This window comes from Mycolicibacterium houstonense (assembly GCF_900078665.2).
Taxonomy (GTDB): domain Bacteria; phylum Actinomycetota; class Actinomycetes; order Mycobacteriales; family Mycobacteriaceae; genus Mycobacterium; species Mycobacterium houstonense.
In genome coordinates this window covers 1465756-1486968 of record NZ_LT546207.1, presented here as the reverse complement: position 1 = coordinate 1486968, position 21213 = coordinate 1465756, and the positions used below count along the sequence as shown (strand labels likewise).

General features: G+C 68.6%; 22 protein-coding genes. 7 read left to right on the top strand and 15 right to left on the bottom strand.

Features of this window, described 5'->3' with window-relative positions; all coding sequences use genetic code 11:
- The 4 genes from ftsL to BN4332_RS07455 all read right to left on the bottom strand — a co-directional run.
- A partial coding sequence (ftsL, locus tag BN4332_RS07470; protein ID WP_494337815.1) for a cell division protein FtsL occupies window positions 1-638 on the bottom strand: 638 nt, incomplete at its 3' end.
- Window positions 635-1843 carry a 16S rRNA (cytosine(1402)-N(4))-methyltransferase RsmH gene (gene rsmH / locus BN4332_RS07465; RefSeq protein WP_235654042.1) on the bottom strand — a complete coding sequence of 403 codons (1209 nt, stop codon included), beginning with the start codon at window positions 1841-1843 and terminating at the stop codon, window positions 635-637. The genes rsmH and ftsL, both read right to left, overlap by 4 nt.
- On the bottom strand, window positions 1818-2249 hold the full coding sequence (mraZ, locus tag BN4332_RS07460) for a division/cell wall cluster transcriptional repressor MraZ (RefSeq protein WP_066897872.1): 432 nt from the start codon (window positions 2247-2249) through the stop codon (window positions 1818-1820). The genes rsmH and mraZ overlap by 26 nt, the downstream gene beginning before the upstream one ends.
- A gap of 419 nt (window positions 2250-2668) precedes the next feature.
- A complete protein-coding gene (locus BN4332_RS07455) occupies window positions 2669-3070 on the bottom strand; it encodes an SCO2097 family morphological protein (RefSeq protein WP_066897876.1) in 402 nt (133 codons plus the stop codon).
- Between the two features lie 229 nt (window positions 3071-3299).
- Here BN4332_RS07455 and BN4332_RS07450 point away from each other — a divergent pair, with 229 nt between their 5' ends.
- The 4 genes from BN4332_RS07450 (at window position 3300) to BN4332_RS07435 (ending at window position 7385) form a co-directional block, all read left to right on the top strand.
- Complete coding sequence (locus tag BN4332_RS07450) at window positions 3300-3923, top strand: GNAT family N-acetyltransferase (RefSeq protein ID WP_066897871.1); 624 nt, start codon at window positions 3300-3302, stop codon at window positions 3921-3923.
- A gap of 11 nt (window positions 3924-3934) precedes the next feature.
- Complete coding sequence (locus BN4332_RS07445) at window positions 3935-4642, top strand: LppM family (lipo)protein (RefSeq protein WP_066897870.1); 708 nt, start codon at window positions 3935-3937, stop codon at window positions 4640-4642.
- A gap of 93 nt (window positions 4643-4735) precedes the next feature.
- Window positions 4736-5824 (top strand): bifunctional (2E,6E)-farnesyl/geranyl diphosphate synthase, encoded by a 1089-nt coding sequence (idsA2, locus tag BN4332_RS07440; RefSeq protein WP_066897869.1) that lies wholly within the window; start codon window positions 4736-4738, stop codon window positions 5822-5824.
- A gap of 34 nt (window positions 5825-5858) precedes the next feature.
- Window positions 5859-7385: an alpha-(1->6)-mannopyranosyltransferase A gene (locus BN4332_RS07435; RefSeq protein ID WP_066897868.1), complete on the top strand. Its 1527-nt coding sequence runs from the start codon at window positions 5859-5861 to the stop codon at window positions 7383-7385.
- On the opposite strand, the gene BN4332_RS07430 is transcribed toward BN4332_RS07435, so the two are convergent.
- Entirely contained in the window at window positions 7374-7778 is a 405-nt protein-coding gene (locus tag BN4332_RS07430; protein ID WP_066897867.1) for an Rv2175c family DNA-binding protein, read from the bottom strand. The two genes, BN4332_RS07435 and BN4332_RS07430, sit on opposite strands and share 12 nt — an antisense overlap.
- Window positions 7779-7814: 36 nt before the next feature.
- Between BN4332_RS07430 and BN4332_RS07425 the strand changes: the two genes are divergently transcribed.
- Entirely contained in the window at window positions 7815-9092 is a 1278-nt protein-coding gene (locus BN4332_RS07425; protein ID WP_066897866.1) for a protein kinase domain-containing protein, read from the top strand.
- 6 nt (window positions 9093-9098) lie between these two features.
- Here BN4332_RS07425 and BN4332_RS07420 read toward each other — a convergent pair whose 3' ends face one another.
- Genes BN4332_RS07420 through BN4332_RS07410 form a run of 3 tightly spaced genes read right to left on the bottom strand, consistent with a single transcriptional unit; the run spans window position 9099 to window position 11920 of the window.
- On the bottom strand, window positions 9099-10496 hold the full coding sequence (locus BN4332_RS07420) for a class II 3-deoxy-7-phosphoheptulonate synthase (protein WP_066897865.1): 1398 nt from the start codon (window positions 10494-10496) through the stop codon (window positions 9099-9101).
- Between the two features lie 33 nt (window positions 10497-10529).
- Entirely contained in the window at window positions 10530-11048 is a 519-nt protein-coding gene (locus BN4332_RS07415; protein ID WP_066897864.1) for a polyadenylate-specific 3'-exoribonuclease AS, read from the bottom strand.
- Window positions 11048-11920, bottom strand: coding sequence for a hypothetical protein (locus BN4332_RS07410; RefSeq protein WP_066897863.1), 873 nt, complete (start codon window positions 11918-11920; stop codon window positions 11048-11050). Before BN4332_RS07410 ends, BN4332_RS07415 begins: the two co-directional genes overlap by 1 nt.
- Before the next feature lie 81 nt (window positions 11921-12001).
- Here BN4332_RS07410 and BN4332_RS07405 point away from each other — a divergent pair, with 81 nt between their 5' ends.
- Window positions 12002-13315 carry a glycosyltransferase 87 family protein gene (locus tag BN4332_RS07405; protein ID WP_066897862.1) on the top strand — a complete coding sequence of 438 codons (1314 nt, stop codon included), beginning with the start codon at window positions 12002-12004 and terminating at the stop codon, window positions 13313-13315.
- On the opposite strand, the gene BN4332_RS07400 is transcribed toward BN4332_RS07405, so the two are convergent.
- From BN4332_RS07400 to BN4332_RS07380, 5 genes are all read right to left on the bottom strand, one after another.
- Window positions 13312-14055, bottom strand: a complete 744-nt coding sequence (locus BN4332_RS07400; RefSeq protein WP_066897861.1) for a lysophospholipid acyltransferase family protein — start codon at window positions 14053-14055, stop codon at window positions 13312-13314. The genes BN4332_RS07405 and BN4332_RS07400 overlap by 4 nt on opposite strands.
- Before the next feature lie 108 nt (window positions 14056-14163).
- Window positions 14164-14568 (bottom strand): hypothetical protein, encoded by a 405-nt coding sequence (locus BN4332_RS07395; RefSeq protein ID WP_066897875.1) that lies wholly within the window; start codon window positions 14566-14568, stop codon window positions 14164-14166.
- Entirely contained in the window at window positions 14565-15809 is a 1245-nt protein-coding gene (locus BN4332_RS07390; RefSeq protein WP_235654041.1) for an ArsA family ATPase, read from the bottom strand. The genes BN4332_RS07395 and BN4332_RS07390 overlap by 4 nt, the downstream gene beginning before the upstream one ends.
- A gap of 8 nt (window positions 15810-15817) precedes the next feature.
- On the bottom strand, window positions 15818-16255 hold the full coding sequence (locus BN4332_RS07385) for an SRPBCC family protein (RefSeq protein ID WP_066897874.1): 438 nt from the start codon (window positions 16253-16255) through the stop codon (window positions 15818-15820).
- Window positions 16256-16332: 77 nt separating this feature from the next.
- Window positions 16333-16722 carry a polyketide cyclase / dehydrase and lipid transport gene (locus BN4332_RS07380; RefSeq protein ID WP_066897859.1) on the bottom strand — a complete coding sequence of 130 codons (390 nt, stop codon included), beginning with the start codon at window positions 16720-16722 and terminating at the stop codon, window positions 16333-16335.
- Window positions 16723-16829: 107 nt separating this feature from the next.
- On the opposite strand from BN4332_RS07380, the gene BN4332_RS07375 reads away from it, so the two are divergent.
- Window positions 16830-18626, top strand: a complete 1797-nt coding sequence (locus BN4332_RS07375; RefSeq protein ID WP_066897858.1) for an AMP-dependent synthetase/ligase — start codon at window positions 16830-16832, stop codon at window positions 18624-18626.
- Between the two features lie 7 nt (window positions 18627-18633).
- On the opposite strand, the gene pimB is transcribed toward BN4332_RS07375, so the two are convergent.
- Together pimB and BN4332_RS07365 are read right to left on the bottom strand one after the other, a co-directional pair.
- A complete protein-coding gene (pimB, locus tag BN4332_RS07370; protein WP_066897857.1) occupies window positions 18634-19776 on the bottom strand; it encodes a GDP-mannose-dependent alpha-(1-6)-phosphatidylinositol monomannoside mannosyltransferase in 1143 nt (380 codons plus the stop codon).
- A 68-nt stretch (window positions 19777-19844) separates the two neighbouring features.
- Window positions 19845-20990, bottom strand: a complete 1146-nt coding sequence (locus BN4332_RS07365; protein ID WP_066897856.1) for a glycosyltransferase family 4 protein — start codon at window positions 20988-20990, stop codon at window positions 19845-19847.
- Between the last annotated feature and the right edge of the window lie 223 nt (window positions 20991-21213).

The following is a 21213-nucleotide window of genomic DNA, read 5'->3' as shown; positions in this document are numbered from 1 at the left end:
TCGGCCGGCTTGGGCGTGCCGACCACAGTCCAGTTGCCGGTCGCGTCCTGCACCAGATGGGCGGTGTCGCGCGACGGGATCATCCCGAGGTTGCGTGCCGACTCGGCGAGCGCCGGGGCGGCCTGCGCTTCGAGGACATCGCGCTCGAGGGCCTCTTTCTGTTGCAGCAGGCCCTCGTTGACTTGCCGGGCGTGGCCGAGCTGGTAGGACCGCTCGGCCGAACCCGTCGACAGCCACAGGGTGACCGCGAGACCGACCCCGAGCGCCGCGATCACCAGCACCACGAAGGGGACCCGGGCGATGAGAACGCGCGGATTGAGCTCCACCGAGGCCAGCCGCGCCAGCAGCCGTTCCCTCAGGCGGACCCGCAATGGGGGGCGGACAACCTTGGGCGCCTTGGCCTTACGTGCCTTGGCCCGGGCCTTGGCCTGGCTGGCACTCTTGGGCCGGGCCGGACGGGTGCCCGGCCGTTGAATCGGCCCGGTGCCCGGTGCCGAACGGGTGGGCCGCTGCTCGGAACCTGGCCGACGCTTGCGCGGCGGAGCCTCCGCGGTGCGCCTGCCGCCATTACGTGCGGGTTGCCGTACCGGACGCCTGCGGTCTGTCTCGCGCAGCTGCTCGGGTCGCTTCACCTTCATGAGTTGGCCCCTTCCCCCACCTTTTCCAGTGCCCGCAGCCGCACCGGAGCGCTACGCGGATTTCGATCGATCTCTGCTTGTCGGGCCTTCTCGGCTCCGCGGGTCAATGCGACGAATTCGGGTTCATGGCCCGGCAACTCCATCGGCAGGCCGGGCGGGGTGCGCGATGCCGTGGCCGCGCTGAACGCCTGCTTGACGATGCGGTCTTCCAGCGACTGATAGGCCATCACCACGATGCGCCCACCGTCGGACAACGCGGCCAGAGCGGCCGGGAGCGCGGCGCGCAGCGAATCGAGTTCGCCGTTGACCGCGACCCGCAACGCCTGGAAGGTGCGCTTGGCCGGGTGCCCACCGGTACGGCGCGCCGGGGCGGGGATCGCCTCATACAGCAGCTCGACCAGCTCGCCGGTAGTCGAAAACGGCTGCTGGGCACGTCGTTTGACGACCTTGTCGGCGATCCGGCCGGCGAAGCGCTCCTCTCCGAAATCGCGAAGGATCCGGGCGATCGACTTGGCGTCGTAGGTGTTGAGGATCTCCGCGGCCGTCAGCAGCGCGTCGGGATCCATCCGCATGTCCAACGGGGCGTCGGCGGAGTAGGAGAAGCCGCGCTCGGTCTGGTCGAGCTGCATCGAGGACACCCCGAGGTCGAACAGCGCGCCGTCGATCCGTTCGAAGCCGCATTCCGCGATCGCGCCGGCGATGCCGTCGTACCGCGTCCGCACCAGCCGCATCCGGTCACCGAACAGCGCCAGGCGGGCGCCGGCGACGCCGAGCGCGTTCGGATCCCGGTCCAGGCCGATCACCTGGAGCCCGGGGAAGTCGGTGAGAAAACGTTCGGAATGTCCTCCGGCGCCCAGGGTGGCATCCACCAGGACCGCTCCCGTGCCGTCGGCATGGTGGCGGGTCAGCGCGGGGGCCAGCAGCTCGACGCAGCGTTCGAGCAGAACCGGAATGTGTCCGTGCTCTTGGGAATTCCCGGGGTCCGGGGAGTCTGAGTGATCTGGGGACTCGGGCACCGCTGAAACACCTCCGCTCGGAATGGCCCCTGCACCGGGGTCTCTGTCCGAATTCACGGACCTGGCGTTGGGGAAGTACGCCAGGGCCAATTCGGGCAGAGGCCGCGCTGCACGGGCTAAGTCCAGGCCAGCCCCCGATTCACCGGCCGTATCAGCGGCTCCATCAGATGATGTCGCGCAGAGTTTCATCGGTGGCCGCGGAGAAGTTCTCTTCGTGGGTCTGCTGGTACTCCTGCCATGCCTCGGCGTCCCAGATCTCCAGATAGTCGACCGACCCGATCACCACGCACTCCTTGGTCAGGTTGGCGTAGCGACGATGATCCGCCGACAGGGTTATCCGACCCTGCGCGTCAGGATGCTGCTCGTCGGTGGCTGCGGCCAGGCTGCGCAAGAACGCACGGGCCTCCGGATTGCTCCGGGAAGCCTGCGATGCACGCCGGGCCAACTTCTCGAACTCGTCCCGCGGGTACACGGCAAGGCTGTGATCTTGGCTCTTCGTGACCATCAACCCTCCTGCCAGTACGTCGCGGAACTTGGCGGGCAGCGTGAGCCGCCCTTTGTCGTCGAGCTTGGGCGTGTAGGTACCCAGAAACATCTGGACACCTCCCGCCACCCGGTTCGGATCCCGAGTCGCTTCGCCTTCTGCCCTCCGAACGGGGCTCCGTTCTCCCCGTTGGCCGCCACTTTACCCCACGATCCCCCACTTTGCTCCATTTGAGCCTACGAGTTTGGGTTTCTGCCCCACCAAAGGCCCCCGAATCCCCCTCAGACGGGCACGTGAGCACTCAGGCCAGCCCGGAGAAACAGAAAAACCGCAGGTAGAGACCTGCGGTTGGAAGGTGGGGCGTTGTGGGGCAGAAATCTCACCCGATCCGGCGAATCCCCCACCCCGCCCCACGGATCGGACACGCCTCATCCCGTCGGCGTGTCGCTAGGCGGTCGCCCGAGCCGGATCCGGGCACAAAAAAAGGGGGCAGCCCGTTGAGGGCTACCCCCGAGAAACCGTCGGCCGGTTCACTCGTCGAAGCGACGCCGGAACCGGTCCTCCATCCGGGTGGTGAACGACCCGCCGCGCTGACGACGCTGACGTGGCGCACTGCCCGTACCCTGGGCCGCACGATCGCGGCCGCCGGTGATCCGTGGGCCGGTGATGGCGAACACCACGCCGCCGAACATCACCACGAAGCCCACCACCGACACGATCGGGAATCCACCGATCATCGTGGCCTTCACCGCCACACCGATGACCAACAGCGCCAGCCCCACGACGAACAGAAGCGCGCCCTGCAACCGACGCCGGGCAGATGGCGCACGCAAGGTCCCACCGCGGACGCTCGACGCGAACTTGGGATCCTCGGCATAGAGCGCGCTCTCGATCTGATCGAGCATGCGCTGCTCATGATCGGAGAGTGGCATTCGTCCCTCCTTGCCGACGCCGCCGTCGCCTTCAAACGTTGACATGCCCGCAATCACGGGCACCTGAACCTAATGATACGAGGTCGATCCGAGCCGTACCACCTTGTTCACCTTCGATTGTAAGTCGTTCCGAGATGGCCCGGGTCGACGGGACCAACGGTCTCGTCGCCCGATAATGACTGAAGATAATGAGTCCGGCAGACAGCGGGCTGGCGAAAGGGCGAAAGCATTGGCGACGTATCTCATCGATCTGTCGCCGGACGACATGAAGCGCCGGCTCCCCGAAGCGCTGCGCGTGTACGTCGACGCCATGCGCTATCCCCGCGGCACCGAGGACCAGCGCGCGGCCCTGTGGCTCGAGCACCCCCGCCGCGCCGGCTGGAAATGCGTGGCCGCCGTCGAGCACACTTCCCCCGTCGCCCCACCGTCCGACGCCGAAGCCGGTGCCGGCCCCACCGGCCCGGAACTGCTCGATGCCCCGTTGCAGGGCATCGCCTACGGCTACCGCGGCGCCCCGGACCAATGGTGGCAACAACAGGTGATCTCCGGCCTGCAGCGGATCGGAACGCGTCAAGACCGGATCGCCGAACTGATGGCCAGCTACTTCGAACTCACCGAGTTGCACATCGAGCCCCGCGCCCAGGGCCGTGGTCTCGGCGAGGCCCTGACCAGGCGACTGTTGGCCGACCGACCCGAATCTCATGTGCTGTTGTCGACCCCGGAGATCTACGGCGAGTCCAACCGAGCCTGGCAGTTGTACCGGCGGCTCGGCTTCACCGACGTGATCCGTGGCTACCACTTCGCCGGTGACCCCAGGCCGTTTGCCATCCTCGGTCGTCCCCTACCACTGTGAGATCTGGCACGATGACCTGCGTGCACGCCCGACCACCCCGCCGCCGCAGCCGGACCCGTCTGCTCACGCTGGTGATGTTGCTGTTGCTGATCCTGCCCCTGGCGGTCGGCTGCGTCCGGGTCCGTACCTCGATCACGGTCTCCGCCGACGACCGGGTGTCCGGCCAGATCATCGCCGCGGCCAAGCCGCGCGACGCCGAGGACAAAGGTCCCCAGCTGCTGAACAACCTCCCGTTCGCCAACAAGGTCGCGGTCTCGGAGTACAGCCGCGACGACTTCGTCGGGTCCCAGGCCGTGTTCTCCGACCTCACCTTCGCCGAACTGCCCCAGCTCGCCGGCATGAGCCGCGATTCCGCAGGCGTCGACATCTCGCTGCGCCGCGCAGGCGATCTGGTGATCCTGGAGGGCCGCGTCGACCTCACCTCACTGTCGGACCCGCAGGCCGACGTTCTGCTGACCGTGTCGTTCCCCGGCGAGGTGACGTCGACCAACGGCGATCAGGTGAGCTCGTCGATCGTGGAATGGAAACTGCGGCCGGGCATCGTCAGCACGATGAACGCCCAGGCCCGGTACACCGATCCGAGTGCCAGGTCCTTCACCACGGCGGCCATCTGGCTCATCGTCGGCGCGTTCCTGGTGGCCGGCGTGATCGGCACCCTGGCCTGGATGAGCCGCGACACCTCACCGAAGCCGGGTGATCCGGCGGTCAGCGGCGACTGATCCCTCGAGCTCACTTGGTACAAAACACACCCCACGCTTTACCCTGAATGCACTCGGGGACACCGTTGACACAGAAAGGGGCGGGCGCTGAGCGTGCAAACAGCGGCACCGTCGACCGTCGAGTTGGCCGGCGCCGTCACCGACCAATTACGCGACTACCTGCGTGAGCGCCGCCACGACTGCGAGTACATCGGAACCGACTACGCCGAGCTGACCGCCGCACTCGAAGAATTCGTGTTGCGGGGCGGCAAACGGCTGCGCCCGGCCTTCGCCTACTGGGGCTGGCGCGCGGTGGTCGAGCCGGCCGACCTGCCTGCCGATCCCGGCGTGCTGAGACTGTTCGCCGCGCTGGAGTTGCTGCAGGCCTGCGCGCTGGTCCACGACGACGTCATCGACGATTCGGCGACGCGCCGCGGCCTGCCCACCGTGCACCGGCTGTTCGCCGACCGCCACCGCGAACGCAAGTGGCACGGTTCCTCCAAGCAGTTCGGCCTGTCGGCGGCCATCCTGGCCGGCGACCTGGCCCTGTCCTGGGCCGACGACATCGTCGCCTCCGCCGACATCGCCGCCGACGCCCAGCAGCGGATCCAACAGGTCTGGCGCCATATCCGCACCGAAGTACTCGGCGGCCAGTACCTCGACATCGTCGCGGAGGCCAGCCGTGCCGAATCGGTGGCCTCGGCGTTGAACGTCAACACCTACAAGACCGCGTCCTACACGGTGGCCCGGCCGCTGCAGCTGGGCGCCGCCGCAGCGGCCGACCGGCCCGACGTGCAGCAGATCTTCCACCAGGTCGGCAACGACCTCGGCGTTGCCTTCCAGCTCCGCGACGACGTGCTCGGGGTGTTCGGCGATCCCGCGGTCACCGGTAAGCCCTCCGGCGACGACCTGCGCTCGGGCAAGCGCACGGTGCTGCTGGCCGAGGCGCTCGAGCTGGCCGACAAAACCGACCCGGCGGTCGCCACGCTGCTGCGCAACTCGGTGGGCACCGAGTTGACCGACGCGCACGTGGGTGAGCTGTGCCAGGCCATCGAATCCGTCGGAGCGCTGGCCGCGGTCGAGGAACACATCGAGCTGCTCACCCACCGCGCCCTCGACACCCTCGCGTCGGCCCCGATCCACCAACAGGCCAAGACCGGCCTGGCCGAAATCGCCCGCTTCGCGGCGAACCGGTCGGCGTAGGAGCCGTCCGTCATAAGGACATGACAACTCCCCCATGACACCTATGCCGACCGCCACCCCGACTACCGGGGTGGCGCAACACATCTCGCGCCTGGCCGCATTCGCGGTGTCTGCCGAGGCCCGCCCGGCCCGCCTGGGCTGCCTGGGTGCGGCCCTGCTCACCATCGGCGGCCTCGGCGCGGGCAGCACGCGATTGCACGATCCGCTGCTGGAGTCACTTCACCTGTCCTGGCTGCGGTTCGGCCACGGCCTGGTGCTGTCCTCGATCCTGTTGTGGGCCGGCGTAGCCGCGATGCTGATCGCCTGGCTGTGGCTGGGCCGCCGCGTGATCGACCGCACCGCCACCGAATACACCATGGTGGCCACCACCGGCTTCTGGCTCGCACCGCTGCTGCTGAGCGTGCCGCTGTTCAGCCGCGACACCTACTCGTACCTGGCCCAGGGAGCGCTGCTGCGCGACGGCTTCGACCCGTATGTGGTCGGACCGGTGGAGAACCCGAACTCGCTGCTGGACAACGTCAGCCCGATCTGGACGACGACCACGGCCCCCTACGGACCGGCGTTCATCCTGGTGGCGAAGTTCGTCACGATTCTGGTGGGTGACGACGTGGTGGCCGGCACCATGCTGCTGCGGCTGTGCATGCTGCCCGGTCTGCTGCTGCTGATCTGGGCCGCACCGCGCGTGGCCCGGCACGTGGGCGCCAGCGGCGCCGCGTCGCTGTGGATCTGCGTGCTCAACCCGCTGGTGATCGTGCACCTGATGGGCGGCGTGCACAACGAGATGCTCATGGTCGGGCTGATGATGGCCGCGATCGCCCTGACGTTCGCCGGCCGGCCGGTGATCGGGGTCAGCCTCATCGCGGTCGCCGTGGCCGTCAAGGCCACCGCCGGGCTCGCGTTGCCGTTCCTGGTCTGGGTGTGGATGCGCCAATTGCGGGACAAGCGCGACATGGCCGCGGTGCGGGCGTTCGCGATCGCCACCGCCGCCTCGGTACTGATCTTCGTGGCGGTGTTCGCGGTGCTCTCCTGGCTGGCCGGAGTGGGCCTGGGCTGGCTCACGGCACTGGCCGGCTCGGTCAAGATCATCAACTGGCTCACGGTGCCCACCGCGGCGGCCAACCTCATCAACGCCATTGGCGGCCTGGTCTTTCCGGTCAACTTCTACGCCGTGCTCGAGGTCGCCCGCATCATCGGCATCCTGACCATCGTGATCGCCCTGCCGTTGTTGTGGTGGCGCTACCGGCACACCGACCGGCAGGCGCTGACGGGCATCGCCCTGGCCATGGTTGTGGTCGTGTTGTTCGTGCCCGCCGCGCTGCCCTGGTACTACACCTGGCCGCTCGCGGTGGCTGCCGCCCTGATCCAGACGCGGCCCGCCATCGCGGCGGTGGCGGGGTTCTCCACCTGGATCATGGTGATGTGGAAACCCGATGGGGCACACGGCATGTACTCGTGGGCCCATGTCCTGCTGACCACCGCGTGCGCGGTGGCCGCGTGGTACTCGCTGTACCGCGCACCGGAACCGGAACCGGCCGCGGAAAACCAGCCGTCAGTACGCTAGCGCCTGCGCGCGGCGCAGGATCTCGCGAGCCTGGTGCGAGTGCAGGGCATCGACCGGCCGGGCGTTCGACATCCGTTCGGTGCTGCCGTCGGTGGTGATCGTCAGCGACTCGTCCGGGGTGAACAACCAACGCACGATGTCGGTGTCGCGGTAGCCGCCGTCGCGCAGCACCACCAGCAGACCGGGCAGCGGCTTGACCACCCGTCCGGCATCGTCGAAAAAGACCTTCGGCACCACCAGGACCCCGTTGCGGCGCACGGCGACCAGGTGTCCGTCCCGCAACTGTTGGTGCACCTTGGTCACCGGGATGCCGAGCAAACCCGACACCGTTGGTAGGTCGTAGACGGCCTCGTCGGGATCCAAAACGTCATCGGCGGCCGGAATGCTGCTCACCGCATCGATTCTAGGACCTCGGCGGCAACTCGTAACATGTGTCCGGTGGAGCAGCAATCGGATCCGCTCGTCGGCACCATGCTGGACGGGCGGTACCGCGTGGACACACCCATCGCGACCGGTGGCATGTCCACGGTGTACCGCGGGCTCGACGTCCGCCTGGACCGTCCCGTCGCGCTGAAGGTGATGGACTCCCGCTACAGCGGCGACAGCCATTTTCTGACCAGGTTCGGCCGTGAGGCCAAGGCCGTGGCCCGGTTGAAAGATCCCGGGTTGGTCGCCGTCTACGACCAGGGCGGCGGAGGCTCCGGAAACGGCCCGGCGCAGCAACCACCCTTCTTGGTGATGGAACTGATCGATGGTGGCACCCTGCGGGAACTGCTGGCCGAACGGGGTCCGATGCCCCCGCATGCGGTCGCCGCGGTCCTGGCGCCGGTGCTCGGCGGGCTGGCGGTGGCGCACCGGGCCGGGCTCGTGCATCGCGACATCAAGCCCGAGAACGTGCTGATCTCCGACGACGGCGAGGTCAAGATCGCCGACTTCGGTCTGGTGCGCGCGGTGGCCGAGGCCAAGATCACCTCGACGAGTGTGATTCTGGGTACCGCGGCCTACCTGTCCCCCGAACAGGTGCGCACCGGTGACGCCGATCCGCGCAGCGACGTCTATGCCGTCGGCATCCTGACCTATGAACTGCTCACCGGCGAGACTCCGTTCACCGGTGATTCCGCACTCGCCGTGGCCTACCAGCGCATGGACAACGACGTGCCCGCGCCGAGCTCGGTGATCGCCGGGGTACCAACACAATTCGATGAACTCGTGCGCCGGGCCACCGACCGCGATGCCGGGCGGCGATTCACCGACGCCCAGGAGATGCGGGCCGAATTGCACCAGATCGTCGAGGATCTCGGCCTTCCCGCGTTCCGGGTGCCCGCGCCGCGGCATTCCGCACAGCACCTGGCCGCCACCCGGGTGCACGATCTCGCCGGATCCGACGAACGACGCGCCGAGACCACCACGGTGGTGACGGCCGCGCCGCCGGCTCCCCCGGTCCCCCTGGCTCCCGCGCCGCGTCAGCCGACCCGCGAGATCACCCGGGATCAGCATGACTGGGCGCCGATTACCGACGACCCCGAGGACGGCGAATACGCTTTCGGGGCAGGGCAATTCGCCGGAATCGAGATGAGCGAGTTCTACTGGGCGCGCCAACGCGCCAAGCGCGCGCTGGTGATCTGGCTGATCGCCGTGCTCACCTTCACCGGTCTGGTGGCCGCCGCGGCGTGGACGCTGGGCACCAACATCGGTGCCCTGCTGTAGCGACGCCTAGCCGCGCAGCATCTCGGCAACGAGGAACGCCAGTTCCAGACTCTGCTGGGTGTTGAGCCGCGGATCGCAGGCGGTCTCGTAGCGGCCGGCCAGGTCGGAATCCGAGATGTCCTGCGCCCCACCGAGGCATTCGGTGACGTTCTCGCCGGTGATCTCGACGTGGATGCCGCCGGGGTGGGTGCCCAGCGCGTGGTGCACCTCGAAGAAGCCCTGCACCTCGTCGACGATGCGGTCGAAATGACGGGTCTTGTAGCCGGTCGACGACTCATGGGTGTTGCCGTGCATCGGGTCGCACTGCCAGATCACCTGATGACCGGTCGCCTGGACCTTCTCGATGATCGGCGGCAGCAGGTCGCGCACCTTGTTGTTGCCCATCCGGGTCACCAGGGTCAGCCGGCCCGGCTCGTTGTCCGGATCCAGTCGCTCGACGTATTCGACGGCGAGCTCCGGCGTGGTCGTCGGCCCCAGTTTGATCCCGATCGGGTTGGCGATCACCTCGGCCAGCGCCACGTGGGCCCCGTCGAGCTGACGCGTGCGCTCACCGATCCAGAGGTAGTGCGCGGACTGGTCGTACAGCTTCGGCACCCCGTCGGAGGCCTCGGCCGGGTCGGACAGCCGCAGCATCGCCCGCTCGTAGTCGATCACCAGCGCCTCGTGGCTGGCGAAGATCTCGGCGGTCTGCAGGTTTCGGTCGGCCACCCCGCAGGCGGACATGAACTTCAGGCCCCGGTCGATCTCCCCGGCCAGCGCCTCGTAGCGGGCACCGGCAGGTGAGGTCCGGACGAACTCCCGGTTCCAGTCGTGCACCAGGTGCAGCGAAGCCAGCCCCGATGAGGTCAGCGCGCGCACCAGATTCATCGCGGCACTGGCGTTGGCATAGGCCCGCACCAGGCGTGACGGGTCGTGCTCGCGCACCGAGGCGTCCGGGGCGAAGCCGTTGACCATGTCACCCCGGTAGGACTTCAGGCCCAGCGCGTCGAGATCGGCCGACCGCGGCTTGGCGTACTGGCCCGCGATCCGGGCCACCTTCACCACCGGCATGCTGGCGCCGTAGGTCAGCACCACGGCCATCTGCAGCAGCGTGCGGATGTTGGCCCGGATGTGCGGTTCGGTGTTGTCGACGAAGGTCTCGGCGCAGTCACCACCCTGCAGCAGGAACGCCTTGCCCTGGGCCACGTCGGAAAGCAGGCCCTTGAGCTTCTCGATCTCCGACGGGACGGTGACCGGCGGGACGCTCTCCAACACGGTGCGCATGGCCTTGGCCGCGTCGGCATCCCAGCTGGGCTGCTGGACGGCCGGCTTGGCCAGCGCCGCGTCGAGCCGTTGGCGCAGCTCGTCGGTCAGCGGAGGCAGTGGCGGCAGCTGGTCGATGGGGATGTCGACAGTCCAGTTCACCCGTTCATGGTAGCCGCCGGTGAGCGGGTGTTTTCAGGGCTGTGTCAGGCCGGGCCGCCGCGCCGGCGCCGAGTCCAGGCTCGTCATCAACTGGAAGCGGTGCAGATTGTGCTTGGCGTCGACCAGTGCGTCGTGTGCGTCGGTCGGCCGCGCGGGCATCCGCGGCGATCCGCGTTCCTCCCAGAACTGGCGCAATTCGCGGGTGAACCGCGGCATCGCCGGGGGCAGATCGGTCATCGGACCCCACAGCTGACACAGCACCACATGGTCGTACGCGCCCACCCAGGCCCACAACTCGATCGGCTCGTCGCCGTCGATGTCGAAGAAGTCCTCCAGCTCCGACCGGATCTGCCGACGCGACCGCCACAGCTGGGACGACGGGGACGGCAGTTTGGGGAGCACGTGCTTGCGCACCCACCGCCCGGCCCGGTCGGGATTGAATTCGGTCGAGATCGCGTAGTACTCGCGGCCGTCTTCGGCGGCGACACCGATCGAGATCAACTCGATGGTCCGGCCGTCGTCGATGAACTCGGTGTCGTAGAAGTACCGCATCAGGCCTTCCGCTCGGTCGTCGTGGTCGTGGCGGCGGGGGCTGGTGCCGCATGAATCTCCCGGTCGAGCTGTGCGTCGACAGCGGCGTCGTCGGGGAACTTCGGCATACCGGTGATCGCGTCCTGCAACCACAGCTTGGCCTGCACCACCGGCCGGCGCAGCCAGCGCTCCCGCTCCAGCGCGCGGTGCATCTTGCGGGGGTGGCCGGTGTAGCGCCACCGTGCCCACGGCGCGTGCGGCCGTGACAGCCGAACCGCCCCGACGAACAGCAGCGGGGTTATGAACATGCCCACCAATCCCGTCCACACCTTGCCCTTGAGCAGGACCACCACCGCCAGCAGCAGGGTCAGCACCGCCATGCCGACCACGAGCGCGCGCATGGCCACCGACTGGTCCTCACGCCAGATACCGATATCAAAGAATGACAAAGGGTTGAAACCCATGATCAACAGCCCCGCGACTGCCACCGCGGCGAACACCGCATCCACCGAGGTCCGGCCGTCCTCGGCCCAGTACACGTCCGACAGGTGCAGGATCAGGGCGAACTCGTCGAGCACCAGCGCGGCGCCGATACCGAAGAACACCGCGGCAACGGTGAATTCCGGCACGCCGCCGTTGACCGCGAGCGTCACCATCGTCACGCCCGACACCATCACCAGCACCACCCCGATCACCATGTGATGGATGTGCAGCGAGCCGTGGCCGATGTTGCGGGGCTGCCACCACCGGCGCGGACGGTCGCTGCCGGCGTTGCGGCGGATGTAACGCACCACGAGACGGGTCACGAAGAACGTGAGAATGAACGCCACCAGGCAGCACAGCAACGGCAGGCGATCACGGGTCACGAAATCGAGATGGAGGGTCGCGTGCACGCACAGAACTTACGCCGACCTGCGCGCGTCGCGACCGTGGATGCGGCCGCACGGGGTTGCCACCGATAGGCTGTTGAGAACATGAGTATGCGGCAGTCGCCCGGCGGAGCTGGTTGGGCACCGACGATCGGGTGGCGGCTTTTTCAGTTGCTCACAGTGGCCGGGTTGATCTGGGCCGGCTGGCGGCTACTGGGCCACGTGCCCTATCGCATCGACATCGACGTGTACCGGATGGGCGGCCGCGCCTGGCTGGACAACCAGCCGCTGTACGCCGACGGCGCGATCTTCCACACCCAGGGCGGCCTGGACCTGCCGTTCACCTATCCCCCGCTCGCCGCGATCGCGTTCGCCCCGTTCGCCTGGCTCTCGCTACCCGCGGCCAGCGTGGCGATCACCGCCACCACGCTGCTGCTGCTGATCGTCTCGGTGGTCATCGTGCTGACCCGGCTGGATGTCTGGCCCGACACGACGATCACCTCCGAGCCGGCCTGGTTGCGCCGCTGCTGGCTGGCCGCCGCGCTCGTGGTGCCCGCCGTCTTCTGGCTGGAACCGATCCGGTCCAACTTCGAGTTCGGCCAGATCAACGTGGTGCTGATGACGCTGGTGCTGGCCGATTGCGTGCCCCGCCGGACACCGTGGCCGCGCGGGATGCTGTTGGGTCTGGCGATCGCGCTCAAGCTCACCCCCGCGGTGTTCCTGCTGTACTTCCTGCTCCGCCGGGACATCCACACCCTGCTGCGGACCGCCGCGGCCACCGTGGTGGCGAGCCTGGCCGGATTCGTGCTGGCCTGGACGGACTCGATCGAGTACTGGACCGAGACGGTACGCAACACCGACCGGATCGGCACCGCCACGCTCAACACCAACCAGAACATCGCCGGCGCGCTGGCGCGGCTCGGCCTGGCCGAGGGGCCGCGGTTCGCCCTGTGGGTCATCGCGTGCTTCATGGTGCTGGCGCTGACGGTGTGGGCCGCCCGGCGGGCCCTGCGCAGCGGCGCGGACGAGGCACCGGTGCTCGCCCTGATCTGTGTGGCGATGTTCGGCCTGGTGGTGTCACCGGTGTCGTGGTCGCACCACTGGGTGTGGTCGCTGCCGACGCTGCTGGTCACCGGTGTGCTCGCGTACCGGATGCGCCATGTGCGCCTGGCCTCGGTGTACCTGACCCTGGTGACGGCGGTGGGTCTGGCCTTGATGGTGTGGACGCCGATCACCCTGCTCACCCCGCACCATGAGACCGCGGCGTCGGTACTGCGGCAGTTGGCCGGTGGCTCCTACCTGTGGTGGGCGCTGGCGGTCATCATCGTCGCCGGTGCGGTGTCCAAGCCGAAGGCGGACAACGACGACGTCGTCACCGCCACGCCGCTGGCCCGGCTCGGCGGCGGCGAAACGTCCTAACCCGCGGCGGCGTGCGGTAACCGGGACGCGGGCTTGGCCGCCTCGACCGCCTGACCGTTGGTCTGCTGAGCGCTCTCCTTGAGGGTGGCGGCGTAGATGTCCACGTACTCCTGCCCGGAGAGGTCCATCAGCTCGTACATCACCTCGTCGATCACGGCGCGCTCGATGAAGCGGTTACCGGCCAGCCCGTCGAACCGGCTGAAGTCCATCGGCTTGCCGAACCTGACCTCGACCCGGCCGAACCGCAGCCCCTTCGACCCCGGCGGGTTGACCACGTCGGTGCCGACCATGGCCACCGGGATCACCGGCACCCCGGTCTCCAGCGCCAGCCGGGCCAAGCCCGTCTTGCCCTTGTAGAGGCGACCGTCGGGTGAGCGGGTGCCCTCGGGGTACATGCCCAGCAGCTTGCCCTCACCGAGGATGCGGGTGGCGGTGGTCAGGGCGGCCTGCGCCGAGTCCGCGTCGGTGCGGTCGATCGGCACCTGCCCGACCACGGTGTAGAACCACGCCAGGAACCGGCCCTTGATCCCGGTGCCGGTGAAGTACTCCTGCTTGGCCAGGAACGTGATGCGCCGGCTGACCACCAGCGGCAGGTAGAAGCTGTCCATCACCGCCAGGTGATTACTGGCCAGGATCGCCGGACCGTTGGCCGGAACATGTTCCAGGCCAGTGATTTTGGGCCGGCCTAGCACAGCCAGCAAGGGGCCCAACAGGATGTACTTGAACAGCCAATACCACATGGACCCTCCACCTTGGGCGCATCGCGCAATGCTCTGCGACAACTGTACCCAGGGCTTGTTGTGGCTACCACAGCAAGCCCTGGATGCCTGCTGTGTCTCAGCGGCGTCTCAGTCTTGGACGTTGACCGGGATGTGCTGGTAGCGGCCCGGACCTGGTGACGGCGGGTAATCGTCGGGCGGCGGCTCATCCGGCCCGCCGTCGGGCGACGGGCTATCTCCGCCGGAACCGGTATCCCCGCCGGCCGACCCGTCGCGGCCGTCGTCGAGGACCGCGCGGATCACCGTCAGCAGCGCGACACTGTGTTCGGCGATCACCGCGAGCAGCGGATGCTGCTCACCGTTGACCACCGCGGCCAGCGCACACACCGGGCACCACACCTGCTGGCACTTGCCCGGGCTGTCCGCGGCCGCCAAACCCGCTGCGGCCAACCGCACCGCGGGATCCAACCGGTCCAGGATTTCCTGCGCCAGCTGCCGAAGCTCCGAACCCAGTTCGGGATGAGACCCCGTCATGCCGGCCACACCTCCGGATTCGGACGAAAACGTACTGTCAGCTCACTGCCGCGCAACTGTGCATCCGTCACGACGCACCGACGCAACACAGAGGCCAACCGCACCCGACGCCGCATCCCTGCCGCGCCGATGATCAGGTCGTCATCGACGCGACCCAGCGTGAGCCCGGCCGAATCGATCTGCGGCAACTCTAGCCTCAATCGGTACACGGCCTCGAGTCCAGTCCCCGACTCGCGGTCGACGACGGGCCGCAACGGGCCCGGTGGCGGGGAACCATCGCGCCGCCGGGCACTGTCGATCAGTTCGCCCAGCGCCTTGGGACCGATCGGTTCCCCCGGCACGTGCGGGACGAGGACCAGCTGCACATCCCCGATCGCGGTGTCGAGACCGTCGAGCACGGCCTGCTGTTCGGAGATCCGCTCGGTGTACCAATCGAACGCCGGGTGCGCAGGCAGGTTGTGGTACTCGAACGAATCATCCTGCACCAGAATCTGGTTCACGATGATCTCGGCGACCTCCACACCCATCAGCGCGAGCGACCCCAGCGTCCGGGACGCCTCGGCGGCCACCACCCGCTCCGGGGTGAGGACCAGGTGGGCACTCACCCGGGATCCGTCGGTGAGCAGGCTGCCGAGCCTGCGGATACCGGCGTCCACCCGCTCGATCAACGCCACCATGGCCGCGGTGGCCGCATCGGGAGAACCCGACAGGCGGCGGTGCCGCGGCCAGGCCCGCTCCAGATACAGACCGAAGGTCTCGGGCAGCGTGAGCATGCGCAACGCATCGGCGGTCGACGCGCAGTCCACCACCACGTGATCCCACTGCCCCGAATCCGCGAGCTCGCCGACCTCGTGCAGTCCGAGCACTTCCTGAATCCCCGGCAGTGCCGAAAGCTCTTCGGGGGCAACATCTCCCAAGTCCGATTCGGGAAAACGCGCGGCCAGCGACCCGGCCGTCTCGACCCAGCGCGCACCCAGCAGGGCCAGCGTGTCGAGGGCCAGGGCGTCCAGTCCGCCGGCTCCGCTCGGTCCGGCATCCAGGTCACTGAGCACCCGCGTGGGGGTTCGATGCCCGGTCGGCGCGAGCGTGATGCCCAGGACGTCCCCGGTCGAATGCGCCTGATCGGTGGACACGATCAGGACCCGCTGCCCGGACATGGCGTCACGAACCGCGGTGGCCGTCGCCAGTGTCGACTTACCTACGCCGCCCTTGCCGACGAACAGGCTGATCCTCGCGGCCACACAGGAACTCACTCAGCCTCGGCTCGTTTCTTGAGATCCTTGAGCGCGGTATCGGTGAGACGTCGCTCCGCCTTGCGCTTGAGCAGCCCGATCATCGGGATGATCAGATCGACCGACAGCTCGTAGGTCACCTCGGTGCCGGATCCCTTGGGCGACAACCGGTATGTGCCTTCGAGCGCCCGCAGCAGCGAGCTGGAGACCAGCGACCAGGTCACCGATTTACGGTCCGCGGGCCACTCGTAGGCCAGCACCATGGTGTCCTTGAGCACCGCCGCGTCCAGCACCAGGCGCGCGGTCTTGGGATTGCCGTCCTTGTCGGACTCCAGGACCTCGGTTTCCTTGTACTCGGCCACCCATTCCGGATACGAACCGATGTCGGCGATGACGTCCATCACCGTCCCCGGATCAGCATCGATGTAGATGGTCTGCGAAGTCTTGTCGGCCACCGTCACACCCTTCTCCCCGCCCCGCCGAGGTACCACGGCTCTCGCGGAGAAATCTACCCTCCCGTCGACGTCCTCGGTCAGGCCAGTCGTGACACCCCGACCGGTCGCTCCGACTCCAGGCGCTGCTTGATCTCGAAGGCCATCACCTTGCCTGCCACCCGGCGCCGGTGGTTCATGTTGGGCAGATCCATCTCGGCCAGCTGCCGGGCGGTGGCACCGGACGGTTCGGCGTGCAGGAAGTAGTGCAGCACCACACCGTCCATCACCTCCTCGAGCCAGACCTCCATCGTTCCGGTCAACGCCCCGGTCACGGTCCAGCGCTGGCCTTTGTCCGCGCGGTCCTCGACGACCTTGAGCACCAGGTCGGGCCACCACCGCCGCCAGCTGGCGACATCGGCAACCGCGGCGCCCACGGCGACCGGATCGGCACAGACGAACGTCTCGTCGGCGATCTGAATGCTGTTCATCGCGGACTAGCTTCACACATGCCCGGTCGCCGGACTACCGCGGCCGACTAGGCTGACGCGCACAAGCCGGTATCACAAGCCTGGAGGGCAAGATCGTGCGTGAGTCAATGCGGGAGTACAGCGTCCCCGCGTCGTTTGCCGTCGGCGAGCACGACAACATCGTCAGTTCGGTATCCGCACACGCGGCCGAGAGCCCTGATCATGTGATTTTCCGGCGCCTGGTCGACGGCTCCTGGGTCGACGTGACCTGCGCCGAGGCGGCCGATCAGATCCGCTCGGTGGCGCAGGGCCTGATCGCCGAGGGAATCCAGCCCGGCGATCGGGTCGCGATCCTGTCGGCCACCCGCTACGAGTGGCCGATCATCGATTTCGCCATTTTGTCGGTGGGCGCGGTGACGGTGCCGATCTACGAGACGTCCTCGGCCGAACAGGTGCGCTTCGTCCTGGACAACTCCGCGGCGCGGATCGTGTTCGCCGAGACCGACGCGCACGCCGACACCGTCGAACAACTGCGCGGCCAGCTGCCCGAGCTGGGCAAGGTGCTGCGGATCGAGGGCACCGGCCCCGCCGCGCTGGAGGCCATGGCCGAGGCCGGTAAGTCCGTCGACCCCGCCGAGCTCGACAAGCGGCTGGCCGGCATTCGTTCGGCCGACCCGGCGACGCTGATCTACACCTCCGGAACCACGGGCCAGCCCAAGGGCTGCCAGCTGACCCACTCGAACCTGCTCTACGAGATCCACGGCGCCAAGGCCTGCTTCACGACCGAACTGGCCAAGGGCGAGCGGATGCTGGTGTTCCTGCCCCTGGCCCACGTGCTGGCCAGGGCCATCACCATCGCGGCCTTCGCCAACAAGGTGACCCTCGGCTTCACCAGCGACATCAAGAACCTGGTACCGATCTTCGGGGTGTTCAAGCCGACGCTGGTGGTTTCGGTCCCGCGCGTGTTCGAGAAGGTCTACAACACCGCCGAGCAGAACGCCCGCAACGACGGCAAGGGCAAGATCTTCGCGATCGCCGCCGACACGGCGATCGAGTGGAGTAAAGCCCAGGACACCGGCGGTGCGGGCCTGCTGCTGCGCGCCAAGCACGCCCTGTTCGACAAGCTCGTCTACGGCAAGCTGCGGGCCGCGCTCGGCGGCGAGTGCCACGCCGCGATCTCGGGCGGTGCGCCGCTGGGTGCGCGGCTCGGCCACTTCTACCGCGGCGTGGGCTTGACGATCTACGAGGGCTACGGGCTGACCGAAACCAGTGCCGCGATCACGGTGAACCGGGTCGGCGAGCTCAAGGTCGGGTCCGTCGGCAAGCTGGTGCCCGGCAACAGCATGCGCATCGCGGAGGACGGTGAGTTGCTGGTCAAGGGCGGTGTCGTGTTCAACGGCTACTGGAACAACGACGCGGAGACCGACGCGGTGTTCACCGATGGCTGGTTCCACACCGGTGATCTCGGCGCGATCGACGACGACGGCTTCCTGACCATCGTCGGGCGCAAGAAGGAAATCATCGTCACCGCCGGCGGCAAGAACGTCGCACCCGCGCTGCTGGAGGATCGACTGCGGGCCCATCCGTTGATCAGCCAGGCGATGGCGGTCGGCGATCAGCAGCCCTTCATCGCCGCGCTCATCACCATCGACCCGGAGGCGTTCCCCGGCTGGAAACAGCGCAACGGCAAGGACACCGGCGCCTCGGTGGCCGATCTGGCCGACGACCCCGACCTGCTGGCCGAGATCGACCTGGCGGTGAAAGACGCCAATCAGGCGGTGTCCCATGCCGAGTCGATCCGCAAGTTCCGGATCCTGCCGGTCGACTTCACCGAAGACACCGGCGAGCTGACCCCGACGCTGAAGGTCAAGCGCAAGGTGGTGGCCGAGAAGTTCGCCTCCGACATCGCGGCGCTCTACAGCTGAGTCCGGCTCAGCCCGACAGCAGCCCGGTCAGCCGGGCACCCTGCGAGCGCCACTGCCAGTGGTCGACCGCCCACTGCCGGCCCGCCGCGCCCATCGCGGCGGCCCGGTCGGGGTCGGCCAACAGATCGCCCACGGCAGTCGCCACGGCCGCCACATCGGTGCCGTCGACCACCGTGCCGGTCTGACCGTCGAGCACGGTTTCCGGTGCCCCACCGGAGGTTCCGGCGATCACCGGGACACCACAGGCCGAGGCCTCCAGATAGACGATGCCCAGCCCCTCCACGTCCAGGCCGGCGCCACGCGTGCGGCACGGCATGGCGAACACGTCGGCCATCGCGTGATGCGCTGGCAGTTCCGCACCGGGCACCCCGCCGGTGAACACCACATCCGCGGTCACATCGTGGGTGTGTGCCAGCTTCTGCAGGGTCGGCAGGTATGGTCCACCGCCGACGATCACCAGCGCGGCCCCCGGGATACGCCGCCGGATCGCCGGCCAGGCGCGGATGAGCATGTCCTGGCCCTTGCGCGGCACCAGGCGGGACAGGCACACCACCACCGGCCGTTGCCCCAGCCCATACCGGGCCCGCAGTTCGGCCCGCGCCACCGAATCCGGTACGAACCGGTCGATGTCGACGCCGGGCGGCAGATGCTCCAGCGCCGCGCGCGGTCCGAAGGCCGAGGCGAACCGGCCCCGGGTGTAGCGGCTGACGAACGTCACCACGTCGGCGTCGTCGCCGATGCGGCGCAGGGCACCGCGCGCCACCGGCAGCATCGACCAGCCCACCTCGTGGCCGTGCGTGCTGGCCACCACGCGCCGGGCGCCGGCCCGCCGGGCCAGTGGGCCGAGCAGCGCCAGCGGAGCGGCCGCCCCGAACCACACCGTCTCGATGTCGTTCTGGGCGATCAACCGGGTCATCCGGGCCGCCACGGTCGGCTCGGGCACCATCAGCGAGGTCGGGTGCCGCACCACGCGGTAACCGGCCGCGGCGGCCTGGTCGTCGAAGTCCGCGGCGCCCTTCCACTTCGGCGCGTACACCGTGAGCTCGTGCGATCCGTCGCGCACCAACTCACCGACGAAGGCCTCCAGATAGGACTGGATGCCGCCGCGGCGCGGTGGAAAGTCGTTGGTGACCAACAAAACCCGCGTCATCGCGCCGTCCTGCCCGCTGGCATCCCAGCTGTGACCCGTCTGCTGCCCATCGGCGACAGGCTATCCGGTCAGCCAGCGGCGCCAGTCGGCCACCACGGCGTCGAGGTGGGCACCCAGCGTTTCTCGGATCGCCGTCGGCACGTCGGGATGGTNCCCATCGCGGCGGCCCGGTCGGGGTCGGCCAACAGATCGCCCACGGCAGTCGCCACGGCCGCCACATCGGTGCCGTCGACCACCGTGCCGGTCTGACCGTCGAGCACGGTTTCCGGTGCCCCACCGGAGGTTCCGGCGATCACCGGGACACCACAGGCCGAGGCCTCCAGATAGACGATGCCCAGCCCCTCCACGTCCAGGCCGGCGCCACGCGTGCGGCACGGCATGGCGAACACGTCGGCCATCGCGTGATGCGCTGGCAGTTCCGCACCGGGCACCCCGCCGGTGAACACCACATCCGCGGTCACATCGTGGGTGTGTGCCAGCTTCTGCAGGGTCGGCAGGTATGGTCCACCGCCGACGATCACCAGCGCGGCCCCCGGGATACGCCGCCGGATCGCCGGCCAGGCGCGGATGAGCATGTCCTGGCCCTTGCGCGGCACCAGGCGGGACAGGCACACCACCACCGGCCGTTGCCCCAGCCCATACCGGGCCCGCAGTTCGGCCCGCGCCACCGAATCCGGTACGAACCGGTCGATGTCGACGCCGGGCGGCAGATGCTCCAGCGCCGCGCGCGGTCCGAAGGCCGAGGCGAACCGGCCCCGGGTGTAGCGGCTGACGAACGTCACCACGTCGGCGTCGTCGCCGATGCGGCGCAGGGCACCGCGCGCCACCGGCAGCATCGACCAGCCCACCTCGTGGCCGTGCGTGCTGGCCACCACGCGCCGGGCGCCGGCCCGCCGGGCCAGTGGGCCGAGCAGCGCCAGCGGAGCGGCCGCCCCGAACCACACCGTCTCGATGTCGTTCTGGGCGATCAACCGGGTCATCCGGGCCGCCACGGTCGGCTCGGGCACCATCAGCGAGGTCGGGTGCCGCACCACGCGGTAACCGGCCGCGGCGGCCTGGTCGTCGAAGTCCGCGGCGCCCTTCCACTTCGGCGCGTACACCGTGAGCTCGTGCGATCCGTCGCGCACCAACTCACCGACGAAGGCCTCCAGATAGGACTGGATGCCGCCGCGGCGCGGTGGAAAGTCGTTGGTGACCAACAAAACCCGCGTCATCGCGCCGTCCTGCCCGCTGGCATCCCAGCTGTGACCCGTCTGCTGCCCATCGGCGACAGGCTATCCGGTCAGCCAGCGGCGCCAGTCGGCCACCACGGCGTCGAGGTGGGCACCCAGCGTTTCTCGGATCGCCGTCGGCACGTCGGGATGGTCCGGCCCGCAGGCCCGCCGGTACAGCTCACGCAGTGTCGGGACACCATGGGTGTCGGCCACGTAGCGGCTG

Excerpts from the sequence above, each read along its gene's own strand:
- mraZ (WP_066897872.1), bottom strand. The coding sequence starts at position 2,249 with ATGTTTCTGGGTACCTACACGCCCAAGCTCGACGACAAAGGGCGGCTC.
- pimB (WP_066897857.1), bottom strand. The coding sequence starts at position 19,776 with ATGACGCGGGTTTTGTTGGTCACCAACGACTTTCCACCGCGCCGCGGC.
- BN4332_RS07395 (WP_066897875.1), bottom strand. The coding sequence starts at position 14,568 with ATGACGGGGTCTCATCCCGAACTGGGTTCGGAGCTTCGGCAGCTGGCG.
- BN4332_RS07375 (WP_066897858.1), top strand. The coding sequence starts at position 16,830 with ATGCGGGAGTACAGCGTCCCCGCGTCGTTTGCCGTCGGCGAGCACGAC.
- BN4332_RS07415 (WP_066897864.1), bottom strand. The coding sequence starts at position 11,048 with ATGCGGTACTTCTACGACACCGAGTTCATCGACGACGGCCGGACCATC.
- BN4332_RS07445 (WP_066897870.1), top strand. The coding sequence starts at position 3,935 with ATGACCTGCGTGCACGCCCGACCACCCCGCCGCCGCAGCCGGACCCGT.
- BN4332_RS07400 (WP_066897861.1), bottom strand. The coding sequence starts at position 14,055 with ATGTGGTATTGGCTGTTCAAGTACATCCTGTTGGGCCCCTTGCTGGCT.
- BN4332_RS07455 (WP_066897876.1), bottom strand. The coding sequence starts at position 3,070 with ATGCCACTCTCCGATCATGAGCAGCGCATGCTCGATCAGATCGAGAGC.
- rsmH (WP_235654042.1), bottom strand. The coding sequence starts at position 1,843 with ATGAAACTCTGCGCGACATCATCTGATGGAGCCGCTGATACGGCCGGT.
- BN4332_RS07380 (WP_066897859.1), bottom strand. The coding sequence starts at position 16,722 with ATGAACAGCATTCAGATCGCCGACGAGACGTTCGTCTGTGCCGATCCG.
- BN4332_RS07405 (WP_066897862.1), top strand. The coding sequence starts at position 12,002 with ATGAGTATGCGGCAGTCGCCCGGCGGAGCTGGTTGGGCACCGACGATC.
- BN4332_RS07435 (WP_066897868.1), top strand. The coding sequence starts at position 5,859 with ATGACACCTATGCCGACCGCCACCCCGACTACCGGGGTGGCGCAACAC.
- BN4332_RS07425 (WP_066897866.1), top strand. The coding sequence starts at position 7,815 with ATGTGTCCGGTGGAGCAGCAATCGGATCCGCTCGTCGGCACCATGCTG.